The following is an 18,609-nucleotide window of genomic DNA, read 5'->3' on the forward strand; positions in this document are numbered from 1 at the left end:
CTATATAGAATATTATAATTTAGTTAGGAAGAAGAGAAAATTAAAAAGCAAGACTCCTGTAGAATACAGAAATCTTGCTTTAATGACAGTGGCTTAATAAAAAGTTCAACTTTTTGGGTCCACTACAAAGTCGGGTGCTTTTTTCGGCAAAGAATCGAGTTCTTCCATCATGTTATCTAATAAATCTTCATAAATTTGAAATTCGATATCTGAAATGCGGCCCATCTGATGGTTCAATTTACAAAAGTACCAATCTTCATAGATCGAGCGATCGAGAACATTATTCTGATCTTTAAGGGCTGCTTTAATTGAACTAAAGCGAGAATTTAAGAAACTCAATTGGAGCAAGAAAGGATAACGCTTAGCTAACTGTTCCTCCTCACTTGCTTGGTAATATAAAGGCAATAAGGCATTATTTTCAACGTCTTCATAAAATACTTGGCTACCCAGATTTTTACTCAATAATTCTGCGATTGAAGTTTTTCCAGCACCAATCATGCCACCTACAACTATCACGCTCATTGTTCAACTCCTTGTATCTATAAAGTGATTAGATATTGACTAATCTTGAAAAGATTAAAAAGAATAAATAGATTATTAAAAGACTTGTGACGAGTAATAATAAGACTTTGATGCGGTCTCCGTGTGTCTTCCGAGGAAACCAACCACTAAGTAGGAGTAGAGGGTAGACGGAGCAAAGCATTAAGATAAAATGACTAAATGTTTGTTTGGCAGCCGTCCAATTGGGTATCTTGAAGACAACATTGGACAACTGAATGACAAGAAGGATGGCGGCAAAATAAAAGATGTTTTTAGCGCTCTTAAAATGTTTTTGATAATTAAAGATAAAAGCAAGGATTAACAAAAGAAAAAACAAACCAAGAGCTTTTATCAAGCTGTGCCAAATAAGTGAAGTTAACATCATCATCCCTCTTTTCTAGCGTCAAACGCTGAACATATATCCTATTATAGCCGAAAGTGGAATAAATAGGCGTTAAAATCTAATTAAAAAAATAATTATTTCTTTGGCCTGATTTCTTGCCAAAAAAATGCTATGATAAAGTTAAATATTGTCCTATATTAGGAGGTCATTTTGTGAAGAAAATCGGAATATTAACCAGTGGTGGCGACGCCCCAGGTATGAATAGTGCGATTCATACAGTCGTCAAAGAGGCTAGTGCGAATGGTCATCAAGTTTTTGGCTTTAATAATGGGTATCGCGGTTTAATTACTCGGGATTATCAATTTTTAGAAACCGCGTGGACTGAACGATTTGAAGGACAGGGTGGAACGATTCTTGGAACGTCCCGGTGCCCAGAATTCAAAGATCCAAGTGTTCGTCAAGAAGCTGCCCAAATGTTAAAAGAAGATGGTTTCGACGCTTTAATCGTGATCGGTGGCGACGGATCTTATCGGGGGGCTTTAGAGTTATCTAAGTTAGGGGTGCCTGTCGTTGCTTTACCGGGTACTATTGACAATGATATTCCGGATACGGATATGACCATTGGTTTTTATACAGCTGTTAAATCAGTAGTTTCTTCGGTGGATCAAGTTAAAACAACCGCAGCTAGCCACGGTTTAATCTTCGCAATTGAGGTTATGGGTCGACATGCACCAGATATTGCCTATTGGGCTGGTACGGCATTGGACGTTGAAGGAATTATTTATCGTCCTGAAGATGTGGACTTAGAGAAAATTAAAAATCAAATTGAACACTCCAAAAATGCGATGAAACGGTATCAACTCTTTATTATTGCTGAGGGGATAATGACCGCCAATGCGTTTGCTGATTTTATCCGCTCAAGTACCAATTATGATGTGCGTGGCTTAACGATTGGGCATGTTCAGCGGGGAGGCGGCCCAGCAGCTTTAGACCGCCTATTAGCGGGAGCTTATGCTAAACGAGCTGTGGAATATATCGTTAAAGAAGAGGGTTCAGGTTGTAATTTAGCGTTAAAATCGCGGCGAATTGTTGTTCAAGATATCGAGGAAACACTAAATAAAGAAAAAGAAATGATTATGCCATTTATGTAGGCTAATTAAAAGTTCGTCAAAAGACGAACTTTTTTTGTTGACTGAGTGATTTTTACTTTATTTCTTATATAGTGCGTGCTATTATCTAATAGCACGCACTATATATTTTCGTTGAAGAGGAGACGACATGATTAAAGTAATTGGCTTTGATTTGGATGACACCTTGTATGATCGCAATCAGATTTATCGTAATACCTATAATATTATGGAAAACAATGTGGTTCGGACCCACATGCGTTTTGAAGAGTTTAATAAAGTTTATCAAGAATTTTCCATTGCCGAATATCAATTATTTATCGCTGGACAAAAATCAAAATTAGCCTATAAGCTTGATCGCGTCATTCGTACCTATGAATTCTTTGGCTATGATATTGATATGGAGAAGGCCTATATTTTTGATGCCTTATATTATTATTTCCGTGATAAAATTGTGCCACGGCCATATATGAAGTTGCTTCTTGAAATGTTAAAGAATACTGATTTGGAGCTCTTTATTTTAACTAACGGGGCTGAAGCGGATCAATTGAATAAATATCATAACCTAGAGTTGGAAGAATATATTCCCCGGGATCGTTTCTTTGTTTCAGAACGGTTAGGTATCTCTAAACCAGATAGACGGATTTTCCAAGCCGTTCAAAGTCAGTTAGGTTACGCGAGTCATGAAATTCTTTATATTGGTGATCACCCGGATAATGATGTGATGGGAGCCGCCGATGCTGGTTGGTTAGCTTTCTACTTGAACCTAAAAGGCCAAAAAGTTGAACATCCAAATGTACGTAGCTTTAGCGATGACGAGGCTATTTTCCGTTACTTTAATAGTAAAATTAATTTTGATTTATCATAGAATAGAGCTAACTTTAACCAATATTCCTTTTAAAATGATAAATCAATATTATACTTATCTGCTCTAAGACTATTGTCAAGTATAGAAGGAATAGCATATAATGAATGCTTAATATAGCATTTTTTGGGAGGATGTCCATGCAGAAAAAACTCGAGCATAAAAATATATTATGGTATACCCTAGCCTTTATGGCGTTTTCTACGGTTTGGTCATTTGGTAACGTAGTCAATGGCTTTTCCGCATACGGTGGTTTAAAAGCCATTATTTCTTGGATTATTATTTTTGCTATTTATTTTATTCCATATTCTTTAATGGTAGGGGAATTGGGTTCGGCATTTAAAGAGGAAGGTGGCGGTGTTTCTTCTTGGATTAATGCCACGGTAGGGCCAAAATTAGCCTATTTAGCTGGATGGACCTATTGGGTGGTTCATATGCCGTATATCTCTCAAAAACCATCACGCATTTTGATTTCCTTATCTTGGATGATTTTTGGTGACAAAAGAATCAGTGATGCCAATGTCGTGATGATTCAAATGGTTTCATTAGTGATTTTTGCGATTGTTCTTGTCCTGGCTTCGCGAGGCGTTGATTTCATTAAGAAAGTTGCTGCATTAGCTGGATCTTCTATGTTTGTTATGTCCTTATTATTTGTCGTGTTAGCCCTAGCAGCTCCATCAATTATGGGAGCAAAGGTCAATCACTTGGACTTATCCGCTAAATCATTAATGCCTGTTTTCGACTGGAAATTCTTATCAAGTTTATCCATTCTTGTCTTTGCGGTCGGGGGTTGTGAGAAAATCTCACCTTATGTAAATAAGATGAAGAGTCCGGCAAAAGACTTTCCTAAAGGGATGATTGCTTTAGTTATCATGGTAGCTATCACAGCTATGTTAGGGACGTTAGCATTAGGTTTAATGTTTGATTCGAACAATATCCCTAAAGACTTAATGACCAATGGAACCTATTATGCTTTCCAAAAATTAGGGGAATATTATCATGTAGGTAATTTATTTATGATTATCTATGCGGTCGCTGATTTTATTGGTCAGGTTTCGATTATGATTATTTCAATTGATGCACCTTTACGTATTTTGATTGAATCATCTGATCGTCGCTTTATTCCTCAATCTTTATACAAACAAAACAAATACGGTGCCTATATTAATGGTCACAAATTAATTGGTGTAATCATCGCTATCTTAATTATTATCCCAGCTTTCGGTATTAAAGATGTGGATACTTTAGTAGTCTGGTTAGTTAAATTAAATGCCGTGTGTATGCCACTTCGTTATTTATGGGTATTCTTTGCCTACTATGCTTTGAAAAAAGCAGGTAGTCGCTTTAATTCTGAATATCGCTTCACTAAAGGAAAAGTTTCAGGTTATATTGCTGCTGCTTGGTGCTTCTTCTTTACCGCATTTGCCTGCATTTTAGGGATGTACTCAGAGGATAGCTTCCAATTAGTCTTAAATATTATTACGCCATTTATTTTGATTGGCTTAGGTCTTGTTTTGCCAACGATTGCTAAGAAACAATTAGCTCAAAACGATTAATTAATTCAAAATAGCAATTTAATGACTCTTAGGTTAAGATAAGCCTAAGAGTCTTTATTCTTTAGGGAGTGTGAGTTCGCGTGAAGATATTCATTGTTGAAGATAATACAAATATTGCTCAATCAATGGCTGAAGAACTAAGAAAATGGCAATATGAGGTTTATCAAGTCGATGACTTTAACCAAGTTTTAGCTGAATTTAAAACGATTCAACCTCATCTCGTCTTGCTGGATATTAATTTACCGAGCTTCAATGGATATCACTGGTGTGGTCAAATTCGTCAAATTTCCAATGTTCCCATTATCATCATTTCATCGCGAAATGAACAAATGGACATGGTGATGGCTATGCAAATGGGAGCTGATGATTTTATTGTTAAACCATTCGATATGACGGTTACGATTGCTAAAATTCAGGCTCTCTTGCGTCGAACCTATGATTTTACTGATAATTTAGATTTGCTCACAATGGATAAGTTAACTTTGTTTTTAGGTCAAGCGCGATTAGTATGGGAAGAGCAAACAGTTGATTTAACTCGGACGGAGTTACAAGTAATGGAAAGTTTGATGTTAGCTAAGGGCCAATTTGTAGCCCGTGAAAGCTTAATGGAGAAATGTTGGCAAAATGATTCTTTTATTGATGACAATACGTTAGCCGTAAATGTCACTCGTTTGCGGAAAAAACTGGCCACATTGACACCGGACTATCAAATTATTTCCAAGCGTAATGTAGGCTATGCCTTGAAACAGGAGACCTTATGAATAAATTCAAAGCCTTTATCCATGATGAAATGAAGTTTATTATTTATTATCTGTTTTGCATGGGCATTATTAGCCTCATTTTCTATCTATATGGGTTACCTTGGGCAGAAGGGTTTCTTTTGTTAGCCTTTTTGAGTTTTATTTGGCTGCTTTTTTTGGGAGTATCTTGGCTTCGTTTCAAGAAAACGACGCAATTAAAGCTGGAGTTGGCTCAAGCGAAATCAGATTATCAAAACTTAATCAATCAGACGCAAGCGCAAACCAAACGCTTAGAGGATTATTTTGTTCTCTGGGTCCATCAAATTAAGACTCCCATTACCAGTATTCAACTCATGCTTGATAACTATAATCCGCAACAAATGGGGAAAATTAAACAAGAATTAGCTAGCATTGAGACTTATACTGGAATGGCCATTTCTTATATGAAATTAGCTAGTAAATCAACAGATTTAGATTTCACCATAGTTGATCTTGATAGTTTAATCCAACCCTTACTAAAGCGGTATTCCATCTGGTTTATCTACGATCATATTCAGCTGGACTATCAGCCACTTGAACAGAAAGTATTAACGGATGCGCGGTGGACAGCTATTATGATTGAACAGATTTTAGCCAATGCGGTGAAATATGCTAAAGGGGAAAAAATAAAACTCTTTTTTGATCCTCATGTCCACGGTTTGGTGATTGAAGATACCGGTATCGGTATTCGTGAAGAAGATTTACCTCGTATTTTTGAACAGGGTTTTTCGGGTTTTAATGGACAATACAATGATAAATCCTCAGGTCTTGGTCTATTTTTAGTAAAAGAAATTAGTCAAAAATTAGATCAAAAAGTAATCATCGAATCAACCCTAGGTCAAGGAACCCGGGTCACCCTCTATTTTAAATACCATTAACTTACAATTTTGTAAGCTAAGTTTTTATTTTGTTATTTAAAATAAAGGCTTGGCTTTTTTTCTTACCTTATACTTAGGGTACAAACACATAAGGGGGAGATAAGATGAGTCTATTAAAAGTAAAACAACTTAATAAAATTTATGGGGGCAAAATAGGTCAGGTCAAGACGCAAGCTTTAAATAATCTATCATTAGCTATCGATGAAGGGGAATTTGTGGCTATTATGGGGGAATCTGGCTCGGGTAAATCGACCTTATTAAATATTATTGCCACTCTTGATCAACCAACCAGTGGACAAATTCAGTTTAATGGACAGGACTTAGCTAAGATTCCGCAAAAGGATTTAGCAGCATTTCGTCGGCAACAACTTGGCTTTGTCTTCCAGGATTTTAATGTTTTGGATAGTTTTACCAATAAAGATAATATACTCTTGCCGTTAGTCTTATCTGGAACATCGGTTAAGCAAATGGAAAGTCAACTCAACAAAGTTGCTAGTCAAGTAGGAGTAGAATCCTTACTTGAAAAGTATCCCTATGAAATATCAGGTGGACAGAAACAGCGGATTGCGATTGCTAGAGCGATTATTACCAATCCTAAATTATTACTAGCTGATGAGCCGACGGGAGCATTAGATTCAAAGACAGCAGAACAAGTCATGAATTTATTTACTCAAATCAATGATGCAGGGAACACGTTGTTAATGGTCACACACTCAATTCGATCTGCCTCATTCGCCAAACGGGTATCTTTCATTAAAGATGGAAGATTATTTCATGAAATCTATCGCGGTCAACTCAGCCAAGCCGACTTCCAAGAAAAAATCTCTCAAGCGATTACCATGTTAAATCAGCGAGGTGATTCATTTGAAGCCTAATTATTTGTTCTCATTTGCAAAACGAAATCTGGCTGCTTTGATGGATCTATATTTACCGTATGTTCTTTCTACCAGTTTAATGACAGCTTTATTCTTTGTAATGGTGTCTTTGTTAAACAACCATTTTGTTCAAACACGACATGCAAGTCTACCAATGATTATTCGATTGGGTATCGTGGTTGTCACTATCTTATTAATCATATTTTATAGTTACGGCAATCATTTTATTCAAAAGCAACGTCAGAAAGAGTATGGCTTGTATAATGTCTTAGGCTTGGAGAAGAAGCATATTTTTTCGATTATTCTTCTTGAACAATGCTTCGTGTGGGTCATTACCAATCTCATTAGTATCTTTGGTGGGTATCTATTAGGGCATCTCTTATTCAAACTCTTAAATTTGCTTATGAAAGATAAGACAGCCGCTCTACAAGATTATGTCTTCGACGGTCAAACACTTGGTGTGACGCTTGCTTTAATTGGTTTGATCAATTTAAGCTTGCTCTTATTAAATGCCTGGCAAATCTATCGTTACAATCCGATTGAACTATTTAATCGAGCTCACGCAGGACAAAAAGAACCCAGAGCGTCTATTTTTCAAGGTGTGTTGGGTCTAGTCTTCATTGCAGTTGGGTATTATTTGGCTTTAAACTCAGAAGGTTTGTTAAAGGCAATTCCGACCTTCTTTTTGGCTGTAATCTTAGTTATGTTCGGAACCTATGCAATCTTTTCCTCTTTGAGTATTTGGCTTTTGAAATATCTTAAAAGTAAAAAAGACTACTATTATTCTAGTCACCATTTCTTAACTATTTCGGGAATGCTTTATCGGATGAAATCTAATGCTGTAAGTTTAGCGAGCATGTGCGTCTTGAGTACGGGAATTATCCTCTGCATTGGCACAACAATCGGTATTTATCAAGGGGCTGAAACCATGATTGATTCGACTATTTCGTCGGATTATCAAGTTACCTGGGATCAGACGATTCCCATTCATTTGCCAGCAAATAAACAGGCAGAAATTCTAAAGAAGGTTCAGACGCAGACAGAGACGATAGAGCGCCGCTATCACATAACTAGCCCAGGTGTAGCTAAGACAGTTAGTTTGTTAGTGGATTTAAAAAAGGACAGTATTGTTCCTAAGGGATTTTCAAAAGAAGCATCTATGCCTAAATATGTGATTGCACAGACATTGGAAAATTATAATCAAATTGAGGGAAGCCACTTGAAGTTAGAGCGGGGGCAAGTGTATTTTGCGACTAACAATCAAGAGTATGAGCAACTAAACCATATCCAATTAGGCCAAGATACTTACCAAATCCAATCCTTTAAACAAACATTTCCAGGAAATATTCTTATGGATGGCTTTTATTTGCTATTCCCGGATCAAGAGGCATTAGATGCGTTTGTCTCTAGCTTTTATAGTCAAGCTGAAAAAATGGGAGCTGTGAATCCTCGATTCCCGATTGAATATCAATTTTCGTCAACTTATGAAATGAGCCAACCCTTAAAAGAGGAGCAGGTAGCCAAACTTAAGGCGGAAATTCAAGAGCTAGGTGGCGAATTGATGACTCGGCAAGACCAAAGCCAAGCTTGGTACGAAATCAATGGTGGTTTCCTATTTATTGGCGGTCTAGTTAGTATCATCTTAATAGTCGGGATGGCCTTAATGCTTTATTACAAACAGATTTCTGAAGGAATTGAAGACCAGAAATCAATGGGGATTATGAAAAATTTAGGCTTGCCTGATCAGATGATTAAAGCAACCATCCGACAACAAATGCGTTGGCTTATTTTTGGACCTATCGTTCTTGCTGTGATTCATGTGGCAGTCGCAGGGAAAATTGTGTTTAATTTGATGAGCCTCTTTGGTTTCTATGATTCGATGAGCTATATAAAAGTCATGTTAGCAGTCATTGTCGTGTTTGTTATTTTGTATGGTTTATTCTATCAATGGATCTCACAAGTTTATTATAAACTTGTGAATCAATAGTCCATCAGAAGCATGAGCTGACATATACAACCAATCAAATTCGGCATTTGTAACATAATGTATAAAGAATCCATTGACAGCAAAAAGCCAGGACACCTGTAGGTGTCCTGGCTTTTATTTGGTTTATTAAATAGTTTAGCTACGAATTATTAGACGGCCTCAACCCGGATTTGTTTATAAATTTGATCAAAATATTGTGGATCAATATGGCCGGTTTGAGCTTGCATAGTGTTTAAAATACCACAGGTCATGCCGGTTTTAATGACAACATCATCATCGACTGCTTGATGCAAGGCCCAAGCCAGTCCAGCGACCGTTGCATCTCCAGATCCGACTGGGGAAACAACCTCAATTTTTGGAATTGAGACCCGATAAAATTGATTACGATGTTTGATGAAAGCCCCATCGGCTCCTAGTGAAATGACTAACCATTCGATATCGGCGAAAAGGGGAATATTTAAATCAGCTTTGCATTGATTAAGTTGATCTAAGTTGAAGGGGCGGCCTGTGATTTGACTAATTTCATCATCATTGGGCTTGATTAAAAAGGGTCTAGCTGGTCCTGTGAGTACATCAATTAGGGTTTGCCCAGAGGAATCAAAGAGAACTTTAACATTCTCTTGTTGAGCCAAAGAGATTAGCTCTTGATAAAATTCAGGACTTAATCCTTTAGGTAGGCTGCCTGAGAGGGTTAAAATTTGACATTCTGCAAGCAAGTGAGGGAAATGCTTTAGAAAAGCTTGAGCCTCTGAGGGTGAAATAAGAGGACCTGATTCAAGGATTTCAGTTTGTTGATGGTCATGAAGGATGGCAATGGATTGCCGTGTTTCATCACTAATGGTAATAAAGTCATGTTGAATATTAGCCTGACTTAATTTATCAGCAAGATAATCACCGAAATGCCCCCCTAAAAAGCCAGTCGCTTTAACGGGTGCTCCTAACTGATGCAAAACTTTAGTCACATTTATTCCTTTACCTCCAGCTACTTTATGAACTTCTTGGCAGCGTTGAACTTGGTCCAAGTGGAAATCAGGAACAAGATAGGAAATGTCGATTGAAGGATTGAGTGTAACCGTAAGTATCATGATAGACCTCCTTTAGATGACACGCATATAGTTTTCATATAAGGTTTTAACTTGGGGATTAATTGATGAGTTAGTAATCAGTGTATCGCTTGGGCGCATTTGATAAAAACGATAGAAGTCGCGTTTGTTAAATTTACTGGTGTCAGCAACAACGTATCTTTGTTGGGAATTATTTAGAATCATCTGTAAAGTAATACCTTCATCCGCGTTGGCCGTATAACACTCATTGAGATTGAGGGCGTTAACGGATACAAAGGCTTTATGAACGTAGATGTTTTGAGCTAAGCTATTGGCGATGGTGCCGAAGAAAGAGCCCGTTTTTTGTCGGTAATTTCCGCCTATGAGGATAAGTTCAAATCGATCGTCATATTTGAATTTATTAAAGGCGTGGATCGAATTGGTGATGATTGTTCCACTGGAAAGGGTCAAAGCATCATAAATCAGTTCAAGACTAGTGCCTGGTCCAATAAAGATGGTTTCACCATCGACAAGCTCTTGATTAATTTTTTTAGCCATTTCGTGTTTCTCTTCAAGATTGAGTAATTTTTTTTCTAGATGACTGAGTTCATTGAGATTATTGGGGATTTCTTCGATAAGTTCAGCGCCCCCATGAATGCGTTTGACTAGGCCTTTTTCTTCTAATTCAATAAAATCACGACGGACAGTCATGTCTGCTACATTAATCATATCGGTAACGTCGGAGACTTTAATAAATTTATTGTTTTTAAGAAAATCCAGAATTAGGCTTTGACGTTCTGCTTTCAGCATTACAAATGTTCACCTTCTTCGAAATGATGTTTGAAAATGTTAACTTTAATTCAAAGATAATAATAGTTATATTATCAATGTTTGTCAACGCTTTTATGAATATTGACAAAATGGATTTCAAGCGGTATTATTATCGAGAAATAACATGTTCGAACATTTTCGAACATGTGGTCGGAAAAGGCGTTAATGATAAGGAGGATATTTATGCGAAAAATTTCAGCTGGAAAAATGGCTCGAATGGAAAAACTTTCAACTGAAAGTAAAGTTATCTCAGCATTGGCCATTGATCAGCGAGGATCATTGCGGAAAATGCTCACAGCCGGTGGCAATGTTGAAGATATTCAAACAGCAGTAGAACAATTTAAGGTGGCTATTTCTGAAGAATTAACCCCCTATTCATCATCCATCCTTTTGGATCCAGAATATGGTTTGCCGGCGTCAACTAAACGCCATGAGCAAGCCGGCTTACTCTTAGCATATGAAGAAACCGGTTATGATGCTTCAGAACCTGGACGCTTGCCTGATTTGTTACCTGAGTGGTCAGCTAAACGTTTAAAAGAAGCGGGGGCTGATGCAGTTAAATTCTTGCTTTATTATGATTGTGACGAGGATGCTAAAATTAACAATTGGAAACACGCCTTTACCCAACGAATCGGTTCAGAATGCCAAGCTGAGGAAATTCCTTTCTTCTTAGAAATTGTTTCCTATGATGCTGAGATTGAAGACGCAAAGGGTGTCGAATATGCTAAAGTGAAACCTCATAAAGTGATCGAAGCCATGAAAGAATTCTCAAAAGCTGAATACAATGTAGATGTATTAAAGGTTGAAGTGCCTGTAAACATGAATTTTGTTGAAGGATTTAGTCAAGGTCAAGTGCTTTACACACGTCAAGAAGCCTTAGACTTCTTCAAAGAACAAGATCAAGCGACCGATTTACCTTATATCTATTTGAGTGCCGGCGTTTCTATTGACTTGTTTAAAGATACGTTATTATTTGCTAAAGAAGCAGGAGCAAGTTTTAATGGAGTTTTATGTGGACGAGCAACATGGAAAGATGCTGTGAATGAATTTGTTCAAGGCGGACAAGAAGCGACCCGTGCTTGGTTACAAAACCAAGGACAAGCCAATATCACTGGCTTAAATCAAGCTATCGAAGCTTCAGCAAGCCCGTGGACTTCTAAATTAGCCTTAGAAGACTAACATAAGAAGGAGTAATGTGATTATGTTTTCAAATAATACCGAAGACTTGTTAAACTTGGGTGCTGAGATTACGACTCGTGAAATCAAGCAACAACCAGAATTATGGCAAGAAGTTTTGAAAGATTATCAAGCTAATGTGAGCAAAATTGAAGATTTTTTGGCTAAATTAGCTAATCAACATGATCATGTCCGCGTTATTTTTACTGGCGCAGGTACCTCTGCCTATGTGGGTCAAGCCATCTATGCTTATTTGAATCAAGTTTATCAGCATCAAGGATTCACCTTTGAAGCTATTGCAACGACGGATATTGTCTCTCATCCCTATACTTATCTTATGGCAGAGCAACCAACTTTATTGGTGTCATTTGCTCGAAGTGGCAATTCTCCTGAGAGTGTGGCAACGGTTCAATTAGCAAAACAATTGATTAAAGATTTATATCAAATGACTATTACCTGTGCACCTGAGGGTAAACTGGCACTAGCGGCTCAAGATGATGTAGATAATCTATTGTTATTGCAACCAAGTCGTTCAAACGATGCGGGCTTCGCGATGACAGGTAGCTATACTTGTATGATGTTAAGCTGCTTGTTAGTTTTTGATAAAGCTGATCTAGCAAGTAAAATTACTGCGGTTGAGCAAATTGTACAGATGGGACAAGATGTTTTACAAAGAGAAGATGAAATTCAAGCCTATGTTGATTTAGATTTTGATCGTCTTGTCTATCTGGGTTCAGCAGGATTGTTTGGTTTGGCCCATGAAGCGCAATTAAAAATTCTTGAATTGACGGCTGGTAAAGTGGCGACACAATATGAAAGCCCATTAGGCTTCCGTCATGGACCTAAATCTTTTGTTAATGACAAGACCATTGTGATTGATTTTGTTTCAAATCAAGCCTATTCACGCCAATATGATGTAGATTTGCTAAATGAAGTGGCTTCTGATCAGATTGCAAAATTAACATTAGCTGTTACCAATCGAAAGCGGCAAGAAATTGAAGCGGCTCAATTCAGTTTAAACCAAAAAACTGATCAATTAGATGATGTCTACTTAGCTTTCCCATATATCATTTTCGGTCAAGCTTTTGCGTTAATGACAGCAGTTAAAGTTGGCAACACTCCAGATACACCTTCGCCATCAGGAACAGTTAATCGTGTGGTTAAAGGGGTAAGCATTCACCCTTATCAAGGTTAAAAATCAATAATAACATAATGGATTGTCCATTATGTTATTATTAGATTCTTTTTGTAAGCGTTATTTTATGAGTTTTTTTAAGGGGGAACATTGTAATGGTTGGAATTTTAGTGACTGGTCATGGTGAGTTTGCTAAAGGAATGATGCAAGCGAGTCAAATGATTGGTGGAAAAGCAGACCATGCCAGATTTGTCATGTTTGAAGATGGCATGAATTTAGACGATTTTGGACGTGAATTACGCCAACAAATGGAGCAATTGCTTGAAAACTGTTCAAACGGGGTAGTGGTATTGACCGACTTACTTGGTGGGACACCATTTAATGTCAGTGTCCTTCAGAGTCAAGATTTAGATTCTGTTGTTGTATTAGCTGGAACGAATTTGCCAATGGTCTTAGAAGGCGTATTAACTGGTCCATTTGCCGAATCAGCTCTAGCCTTAGCAGAAAAATTAGTTGAAACAGGTCGTTCTGCGGTTGTTTTACCTGATTTTAGTCAAAAGCATCAAGACGACTTTGATGGAGAGGGGATTTAATGAATACATTTTGGTATCAAGTTATGGTGACTTCATTTGTAGTGTTGGCCATGGTTTTACTTACGATTGGCCTTTACTATATAGCAAGTCGAAAATCCATCAAAACGCGAAAAACTCACTTTGAACAATTACATCAAAATTTAAAAGTGGGTCAAAAAGTCGAGTTTGGTAACGGACTCAGAGGAACCGTTGCAGAGGTTGGCCTAGATACTTGCGACATAAAAGTGAAGTCGGGCGCAATAATTACTGTTTCACGATATACCATTTCAGATATTTTAGATAAATAAGGAGAGAAATAATATATGCCAAATATTTTGTTGACACGGATTGATAACCGACTTATCCATGGTCAGGTTGCTACTCAATGGACGGGTTCAATTGGAGCAAATCTTTTATTAGTTGCCAATGATGAGGTGGCAACTAATAAGATGCGTCAAGGACTCATGGATATGGCTGCACCAGCAGGTGCTCAAACTCGCTACTTCTCGCTTGCCAAGACGATTGAAATTATTCATAAAGCAGCCGATCGTCAAAAGATTTTCATTATTGTGGAATCGCCACAAGATGTATTGACTTTAGTTGAAGGAGGTGTACCAATTAAGAAAGTCAACATCGGTAACATGCATATGGCTGAAGGAAAACGCCAAGTTGCAGGATCTGTTGCCGTTGACGATCAAGATGTCGCTTGCTTTAAGAAGCTTCAAGAACTTGGCGTAGAACTTGAAATTCGTCGTGTTCCTCAAGAGGGAACAGAAAGCATTAATAAATTATTTCAATAAATGAAAGGAGTGTCATAAATGGGAGAATTTAATATTATCCAGATCTTATTAGTTTTTATCGTTACTTTTATTGCTGCCATTGATCAATTTGACTTGTTAGAATCATTGTACCAGCCGATTGTAATGGGGCCTGTAATTGGGGCTATCCTTGGAGATGTCCAAACGGGTTTGATTGTAGGGGGTACTTATCAATTAATGACGATTGGTAATATGCCAGTCGGTGGGGCTCAACCACCTAATGCTGTTATCGGGGGTATTATGGCGACGGTTTTAGCCATTTCGCTTAAATTAGATCCAGCAGCTTCTGTAGGTATGGCTATTCCTTTTGCTTTGTTAGGACAATATGCGGTTATGATGCTCTTTACAGCTATGTCACCAATGATGTCTAAAGCAGATCAATTTGCCGTAGAAGCAAATCCACGGGCGATTGATCGTCTGAACTATACAGCGATGGGAATTTTAGGTTTGTCTTTCGCCTTAATCGTTACCTTATTCTTTATCGGTGGACAAGCTTTCGGTCAAAATATCGCGAACTTCTTTGATCAACATAAATGGGTGATGGATGGCTTCAAAGCGGCTGGCGGAATGATGCGTTTCGTTGGTTTTGCCATTTTACTTAAAGTAATGGTATCGCGCGAATTATGGGGCTTCTATTTCTTAGGTTTTGCTTTAGCTATTATTATCAGTGGTATTGAAAGCTTAGCAGGTCCTGCATTACTCATCTTAGCTATTATTGGTTTTGCGTTTGCGTATTGGGATTTCCAAATTCAAACGCGTTTAAAAGGAGCTGCAGCAACAGCAACTGAAGATTTTGGAGGTGAAGAGGATGGAATCTAATATCCCAACTAACTACATCAATACAACCCCTGCGAAGAAATTAGATAAAAAAACGTTGAATCGTATGGTATGGCGCTCACTTAACTTACAAGGTTCATTTAACTATGAACGGATGCAAGCAGCTGGATGGCTATATTCTATTCTTCCAGGTCTAGAAGAAATCCATAAAGATAATAAAGAAGACTTATCAACTTCAATGCGTCATAACTTGGAATTCTTCAATACCCACCCATTCTTGGTAACCTTTGTTATGGGGATTATTCTATCTTTGGAACAAAATAAAGTCGATGTTCCTACCATTCGTGCCGTGCGTGTAGCCGCAATGGGACCTTTAGGTGGAATAGGCGATGCAATCTTCTGGTTTACTTTAGTTCCAATTACAGCAGGTATCACGTCGCAAATGGCTTTGGATGGTAATGTTTTTGCGCCAATTCTATTCCTCCTTATCTTCAACTTAGTCCAATTTGCTATCCGTTTCTGGTTAATGAACTGGTCATATGAGATGGGAACCAATGCTATCGGCGTTTTAACAGCTAATGCACGTGAATTTACTCGGGCAGCTTCTATCTTAGGTGTTTTCGTTGTAGGTGCTTTAACTTGCGTTTATGGTGCTACTAATGTTTCTGGTTTAGTTATTAATAATGGAACAACGAATACAGCAACTGAAGTGACCACTTATGTGAACGAAGGCGACCTTGGCCAATACAAAAAAATCATCTTTGAAGATGAAGCAGCGGGCAAATTCAAACCAGGTCAAGAAAATTCAACCATTACTAAGATGCAATCGGGTAATTATGAAGTGAAATATTCTGAGTATCTTGAAACACCTGTTACAATTAAGGTTCAAGAAATTTTAGATGGTATCTTACCAAAATTAATTCCATTGGCAATCACTTTCTTACTTTACTATTTACTTGCTTTTAAAGGCTGGACACCAATTAAATGTATCGTCTTATTATTAGTCATCGGTTTAATTGGGGCTGGACCTTTCGGTTGGTGGCCAAGTATCTGGGGTTAAGCCTTAGATATAACTTGTACGACTCATTCAAATAGAATAAAAAGTTAACCCTCGAAGGGCATTTCGATGATACGGCTCGACCGTCATTGGAGTCTCCCTTTGGGGGTTTTTGTTTGTTGATTGAATAATGTATTCGAAAAAATCGTTCTCGCTATTAGAAATGTAGAGGTGAATTAATGTTTTTGAATGTTTGGGTATTAAGATAGATTATATTCATTATTTTATTGGTACGAGTACAAGGAGGGGTATCATTTCAAGATCAATCATAATTTAATGGAATTCCTCGATAAATTAATCACAAAGGCTATTCAATCCAAATACGTACGGAGCTTTGAATGAATAATGTTTTTGAAAGATATAGCAAAAACATTCACAATGTGATATTGTGATAACGTTATCAAATCCATAACAAAAATATAAAGGAGGTAATTAAATGGTTGGAATAATCATTGCATCACATGGTGAATTTGCTGCTGGTATTCGACAATCTTGTGAAATGATTTTTGGTCAGCAAGATCATTTTGAAGTCGTAACCTTTATGCCGAGCGAAGGACCAGATGATTTACAGGCTAAACTTCGTCAAGCTATTGAAACAGTTGATAGCGAAGAAGTTTTATTCTTAGTAGACCTTTGGGGAGGTAGTCCTTTCAATCAAGCAAATATCTTGTTTGAAGAGGCTACTGATAAACGGGCGATTGTGGCAGGTTTAAGTTTGCCGATGCTAATTGAAGCTTGTGCAGCACGCTTATCTATGCAAACAGCTCATGAGATTGCAGCGGCTATCATCCCAACAGCTAAGGATGGAGTTAAAGTAAGACCTGAAGCTTTGCAAGTTGAAGAGAAAGTGACAAGTCCAGTGGAGGGTGCAGCGGTAGGTGGCACTATTCCGGAAGGCACTGTATTAGGAAATGGCAAGATTGATTATGTTCTTGCACGGATTGATTCACGTTTACTTCATGGACAAGTGGCTACTTCTTGGGCCAAATCTACAACTCCTGACCGAATCATTGTGGTATCAGATAAAGTTGCGAAAGACGACTTACGCAAGAAGTTAATTGAACAAGCGGCTCCGCCAGGGATCAAAGCCCATGTTATTCCGATTGATAAATTGGTAGAAATTGACAAAGATCCTCGATTTGGTGCAACACGTGCGTTACTATTATTTGAAAGTCCTCAAGAAGCTTTGGCTACAATTGAAAAAGGGGTTGACTTGAAGGAATTAAACGTGGGCTCAATGGCTCATAGTGTGGGTAAAATTTTAGTAACAAATTCATTGTCAATGGATCAACAGGACGTTGAGACCTTTAAACAATTGGAATCTAAAGGAGTAAGTTTTGACGTTCGTAAAGTGCCATCTGATAAACCATCGTCATTGATGAAATTAATTGCAGCTAAAGCTCATGATGGCTTAAGTCTGTAAGTAAAGGAGGATAAAATATGGAATTCGGTATTATTTCGATTATTTTAATTTTAATTGTCGCATTTTTAGCGGGTATGGAAGGAATTCTTGACCAATTTCAATTTCACCAACCTATTATTGCCTGTTCTTTAATTGGTTTAGCTACTGGTCACGTTGCTGAATGTATTATGCTAGGGGGAGCTTTACAATTATTAGCTCTTGGTTGGTCAAATATTGGGGCAGCCGTGGCACCAGACGCAGCCTTAGCATCCGTGGCTTCTGCAATTATCTTTGTTAAAGCAGGTAATTTTACACCTGGCGGACAAAATGTAGCGATTGCAGCTGCAATCACATTAGCCACTGTTGGTTTAGTATTAACCATGATCGTACGGACTTTATCAGTTGTGATTGTGCACCAAGCCGACCGCGCTGCTGAAGAAGGTTCTTATTCTAAAGTAGAATTTTGGCATTTTGTTGCTTTGGCTTGCCAAGGCTTACGGATCGCTATTCCATCAGGTCTCTTATTATTCATTCCATCAAGCGTGGTTCAATCTGGTTTAGCTTCTTTACCTGCTTGGTTTACTGAAGGGATGACCATCGGTGGTGGATTCGTCGTAGCAGTCGGTTTTGCTATGGTTATCAACTTAATGGCAACTAAAGAAGTATGGCCATTCTTCTTCCTTGGTTTTGCTTTAGCTCCTCTTAAAGAATTAACCTTAATTGCTACCGGTATTGTTGGTCTTTCATTAGCTATTATTTATTTAAATCTTACTAAGAACAAAGGTCAACAAAACGGAAATGTAGCCTCATCAGGTGACCCTTTAGGCGATATACTAAATGACTATTAA

Annotated in this window: 21 protein-coding genes; 17 read left to right on the plus strand and 4 right to left on the minus strand. The window is 37.7% G+C overall.

The window, feature by feature from the left end; translation table 11 throughout:
- Positions 1-4 precede the first annotated feature (4 nt).
- A complete protein-coding gene (locus tag EIH20_RS08745) occupies positions 5-97 on the plus strand; it encodes an IS3 family transposase (protein WP_420894250.1) in 93 nt (30 codons plus the stop codon).
- An 8-nt stretch (positions 98-105) separates the two neighbouring features.
- Here EIH20_RS08745 and EIH20_RS07485 read toward each other — a convergent pair whose 3' ends face one another.
- Together EIH20_RS07485 and EIH20_RS08750 are read right to left on the minus strand one after the other, a co-directional pair.
- Positions 106-522, minus strand: coding sequence for a deoxynucleoside kinase (locus EIH20_RS07485; protein WP_124059324.1), 417 nt, complete (start codon positions 520-522; stop codon positions 106-108).
- Positions 523-550: 28 nt separating this feature from the next.
- The gene (locus EIH20_RS08750; protein ID WP_124059326.1) at positions 551-928 is read right to left on the minus strand and encodes a DUF3021 family protein; all 378 of its coding nucleotides are present in this window, start codon (positions 926-928) and stop codon (positions 551-553) included.
- Between the two features lie 167 nt (positions 929-1,095).
- Here EIH20_RS08750 and EIH20_RS07495 point away from each other — a divergent pair, with 167 nt between their 5' ends.
- From EIH20_RS07495 to EIH20_RS07525, 7 genes are all read left to right on the plus strand, one after another.
- Positions 1,096-2,034: an ATP-dependent 6-phosphofructokinase gene (locus EIH20_RS07495; RefSeq protein ID WP_124059328.1), complete on the plus strand. Its 939-nt coding sequence runs from the start codon at positions 1,096-1,098 to the stop codon at positions 2,032-2,034.
- 127 nt (positions 2,035-2,161) lie between these two features.
- On the plus strand, positions 2,162-2,878 hold the full coding sequence (locus tag EIH20_RS07500; RefSeq protein ID WP_124059330.1) for an HAD family hydrolase: 717 nt from the start codon (positions 2,162-2,164) through the stop codon (positions 2,876-2,878).
- 131 nt (positions 2,879-3,009) lie between these two features.
- Positions 3,010-4,431 (plus strand): amino acid permease, encoded by a 1,422-nt coding sequence (locus EIH20_RS07505; RefSeq protein ID WP_478212820.1) that lies wholly within the window; start codon positions 3,010-3,012, stop codon positions 4,429-4,431.
- 80 nt (positions 4,432-4,511) lie between these two features.
- Positions 4,512-5,192 (plus strand): response regulator transcription factor, encoded by a 681-nt coding sequence (locus EIH20_RS07510; RefSeq protein ID WP_124059334.1) that lies wholly within the window; start codon positions 4,512-4,514, stop codon positions 5,190-5,192.
- Positions 5,189-6,088 (plus strand): sensor histidine kinase, encoded by a 900-nt coding sequence (locus tag EIH20_RS07515; RefSeq protein WP_124059336.1) that lies wholly within the window; start codon positions 5,189-5,191, stop codon positions 6,086-6,088. The genes EIH20_RS07510 and EIH20_RS07515 overlap by 4 nt, the downstream gene beginning before the upstream one ends.
- A 104-nt stretch (positions 6,089-6,192) precedes the next feature.
- Positions 6,193-6,963: an ABC transporter ATP-binding protein gene (locus EIH20_RS07520; RefSeq protein WP_124059338.1), complete on the plus strand. Its 771-nt coding sequence runs from the start codon at positions 6,193-6,195 to the stop codon at positions 6,961-6,963.
- A complete protein-coding gene (locus EIH20_RS07525; protein WP_124059340.1) occupies positions 6,953-8,950 on the plus strand; it encodes an FtsX-like permease family protein in 1,998 nt (665 codons plus the stop codon). The genes EIH20_RS07520 and EIH20_RS07525 overlap by 11 nt, the downstream gene beginning before the upstream one ends.
- Before the next feature lie 149 nt (positions 8,951-9,099).
- Here the strand turns inward: EIH20_RS07525 and EIH20_RS07530 are convergent, their stop codons facing one another.
- Together EIH20_RS07530 and EIH20_RS07535 are read right to left on the minus strand one after the other, a co-directional pair.
- Positions 9,100-10,035 (minus strand): hexose kinase, encoded by a 936-nt coding sequence (locus tag EIH20_RS07530; protein WP_124059342.1) that lies wholly within the window; start codon positions 10,033-10,035, stop codon positions 9,100-9,102.
- 12 nt (positions 10,036-10,047) lie between these two features.
- On the minus strand, positions 10,048-10,803 hold the full coding sequence (locus tag EIH20_RS07535) for a DeoR/GlpR family DNA-binding transcription regulator (RefSeq protein WP_124059345.1): 756 nt from the start codon (positions 10,801-10,803) through the stop codon (positions 10,048-10,050).
- A 204-nt stretch (positions 10,804-11,007) separates the two neighbouring features.
- Between EIH20_RS07535 and lacD the strand changes: the two genes are divergently transcribed.
- The 9 genes from lacD (at position 11,008) to EIH20_RS07580 (ending at position 18,609) form a co-directional block, all read left to right on the plus strand.
- Entirely contained in the window at positions 11,008-12,003 is a 996-nt protein-coding gene (lacD, locus tag EIH20_RS07540; RefSeq protein ID WP_124059347.1) for a tagatose-bisphosphate aldolase, read from the plus strand.
- A gap of 22 nt (positions 12,004-12,025) precedes the next feature.
- Positions 12,026-13,195: an SIS domain-containing protein gene (locus EIH20_RS07545; RefSeq protein WP_124059349.1), complete on the plus strand. Its 1,170-nt coding sequence runs from the start codon at positions 12,026-12,028 to the stop codon at positions 13,193-13,195.
- A 95-nt stretch (positions 13,196-13,290) separates the two neighbouring features.
- Positions 13,291-13,728 carry a PTS sugar transporter subunit IIA gene (locus tag EIH20_RS07550; protein ID WP_124059351.1) on the plus strand — a complete coding sequence of 146 codons (438 nt, stop codon included), beginning with the start codon at positions 13,291-13,293 and terminating at the stop codon, positions 13,726-13,728.
- The gene (gene yajC, locus EIH20_RS07555) at positions 13,728-14,015 is read left to right on the plus strand and encodes a preprotein translocase subunit YajC (RefSeq protein ID WP_124059353.1); all 288 of its coding nucleotides are present in this window, start codon (positions 13,728-13,730) and stop codon (positions 14,013-14,015) included. Before EIH20_RS07550 ends, yajC begins: the two co-directional genes overlap by 1 nt.
- A 15-nt stretch (positions 14,016-14,030) precedes the next feature.
- Positions 14,031-14,507, plus strand: a complete 477-nt coding sequence (gene agaV / locus EIH20_RS07560) for a PTS N-acetylgalactosamine transporter subunit IIB (protein WP_124059356.1) — start codon at positions 14,031-14,033, stop codon at positions 14,505-14,507.
- An 18-nt stretch (positions 14,508-14,525) separates the two neighbouring features.
- The gene (locus tag EIH20_RS07565) at positions 14,526-15,344 is read left to right on the plus strand and encodes a PTS mannose/fructose/sorbose/N-acetylgalactosamine transporter subunit IIC (RefSeq protein ID WP_124059358.1); all 819 of its coding nucleotides are present in this window, start codon (positions 14,526-14,528) and stop codon (positions 15,342-15,344) included.
- On the plus strand, positions 15,334-16,362 hold the full coding sequence (locus EIH20_RS07570; protein WP_124059360.1) for a PTS system mannose/fructose/sorbose family transporter subunit IID: 1,029 nt from the start codon (positions 15,334-15,336) through the stop codon (positions 16,360-16,362). The genes EIH20_RS07565 and EIH20_RS07570 overlap by 11 nt, the downstream gene beginning before the upstream one ends.
- 433 nt (positions 16,363-16,795) lie before the next feature.
- Positions 16,796-17,782 (plus strand): PTS sugar transporter subunit IIB, encoded by a 987-nt coding sequence (locus tag EIH20_RS07575; RefSeq protein WP_124059362.1) that lies wholly within the window; start codon positions 16,796-16,798, stop codon positions 17,780-17,782.
- 17 nt (positions 17,783-17,799) lie between these two features.
- A complete protein-coding gene (locus EIH20_RS07580; RefSeq protein WP_124059364.1) occupies positions 17,800-18,609 on the plus strand; it encodes a PTS mannose/fructose/sorbose transporter subunit IIC in 810 nt (269 codons plus the stop codon).

The organism is Vaginisenegalia massiliensis, assembly GCF_900604935.1.
GTDB lineage: Bacteria > Bacillota > Bacilli > Lactobacillales > Aerococcaceae > Vaginisenegalia > Vaginisenegalia massiliensis.

What these genes read in the sequence shown, in the direction of transcription:
- EIH20_RS07485 (WP_124059324.1), bottom strand. Translation starts at nt 522, where the DNA reads ATGAGCGTGATAGTTGTAGGTGGCATGATTGGTGCTGGAAAAACTTCA.
- EIH20_RS08750 (WP_124059326.1), bottom strand. Translation starts at nt 928, where the DNA reads ATGATGATGTTAACTTCACTTATTTGGCACAGCTTGATAAAAGCTCTT.
- EIH20_RS07500 (WP_124059330.1), top strand. Translation starts at nt 2,162, where the DNA reads ATGATTAAAGTAATTGGCTTTGATTTGGATGACACCTTGTATGATCGC.
- EIH20_RS07505 (WP_478212820.1), top strand. Translation starts at nt 3,010, where the DNA reads ATGTCCATGCAGAAAAAACTCGAGCATAAAAATATATTATGGTATACC.
- EIH20_RS07515 (WP_124059336.1), top strand. Translation starts at nt 5,189, where the DNA reads ATGAATAAATTCAAAGCCTTTATCCATGATGAAATGAAGTTTATTATT.
- EIH20_RS07520 (WP_124059338.1), top strand. Translation starts at nt 6,193, where the DNA reads ATGAGTCTATTAAAAGTAAAACAACTTAATAAAATTTATGGGGGCAAA.
- EIH20_RS07530 (WP_124059342.1), bottom strand. Translation starts at nt 10,035, where the DNA reads ATGATACTTACGGTTACACTCAATCCTTCAATCGACATTTCCTATCTT.
- EIH20_RS07535 (WP_124059345.1), bottom strand. Translation starts at nt 10,803, where the DNA reads ATGCTGAAAGCAGAACGTCAAAGCCTAATTCTGGATTTTCTTAAAAAC.
- lacD (WP_124059347.1), top strand. Translation starts at nt 11,008, where the DNA reads ATGCGAAAAATTTCAGCTGGAAAAATGGCTCGAATGGAAAAACTTTCA.
- EIH20_RS07545 (WP_124059349.1), top strand. Translation starts at nt 12,026, where the DNA reads ATGTTTTCAAATAATACCGAAGACTTGTTAAACTTGGGTGCTGAGATT.
- EIH20_RS07550 (WP_124059351.1), top strand. Translation starts at nt 13,291, where the DNA reads ATGGTTGGAATTTTAGTGACTGGTCATGGTGAGTTTGCTAAAGGAATG.
- yajC (WP_124059353.1), top strand. Translation starts at nt 13,728, where the DNA reads ATGAATACATTTTGGTATCAAGTTATGGTGACTTCATTTGTAGTGTTG.
- agaV (WP_124059356.1), top strand. Translation starts at nt 14,031, where the DNA reads ATGCCAAATATTTTGTTGACACGGATTGATAACCGACTTATCCATGGT.
- EIH20_RS07565 (WP_124059358.1), top strand. Translation starts at nt 14,526, where the DNA reads ATGGGAGAATTTAATATTATCCAGATCTTATTAGTTTTTATCGTTACT.
- EIH20_RS07570 (WP_124059360.1), top strand. Translation starts at nt 15,334, where the DNA reads ATGGAATCTAATATCCCAACTAACTACATCAATACAACCCCTGCGAAG.
- EIH20_RS07575 (WP_124059362.1), top strand. Translation starts at nt 16,796, where the DNA reads ATGGTTGGAATAATCATTGCATCACATGGTGAATTTGCTGCTGGTATT.
- EIH20_RS07580 (WP_124059364.1), top strand. Translation starts at nt 17,800, where the DNA reads ATGGAATTCGGTATTATTTCGATTATTTTAATTTTAATTGTCGCATTT.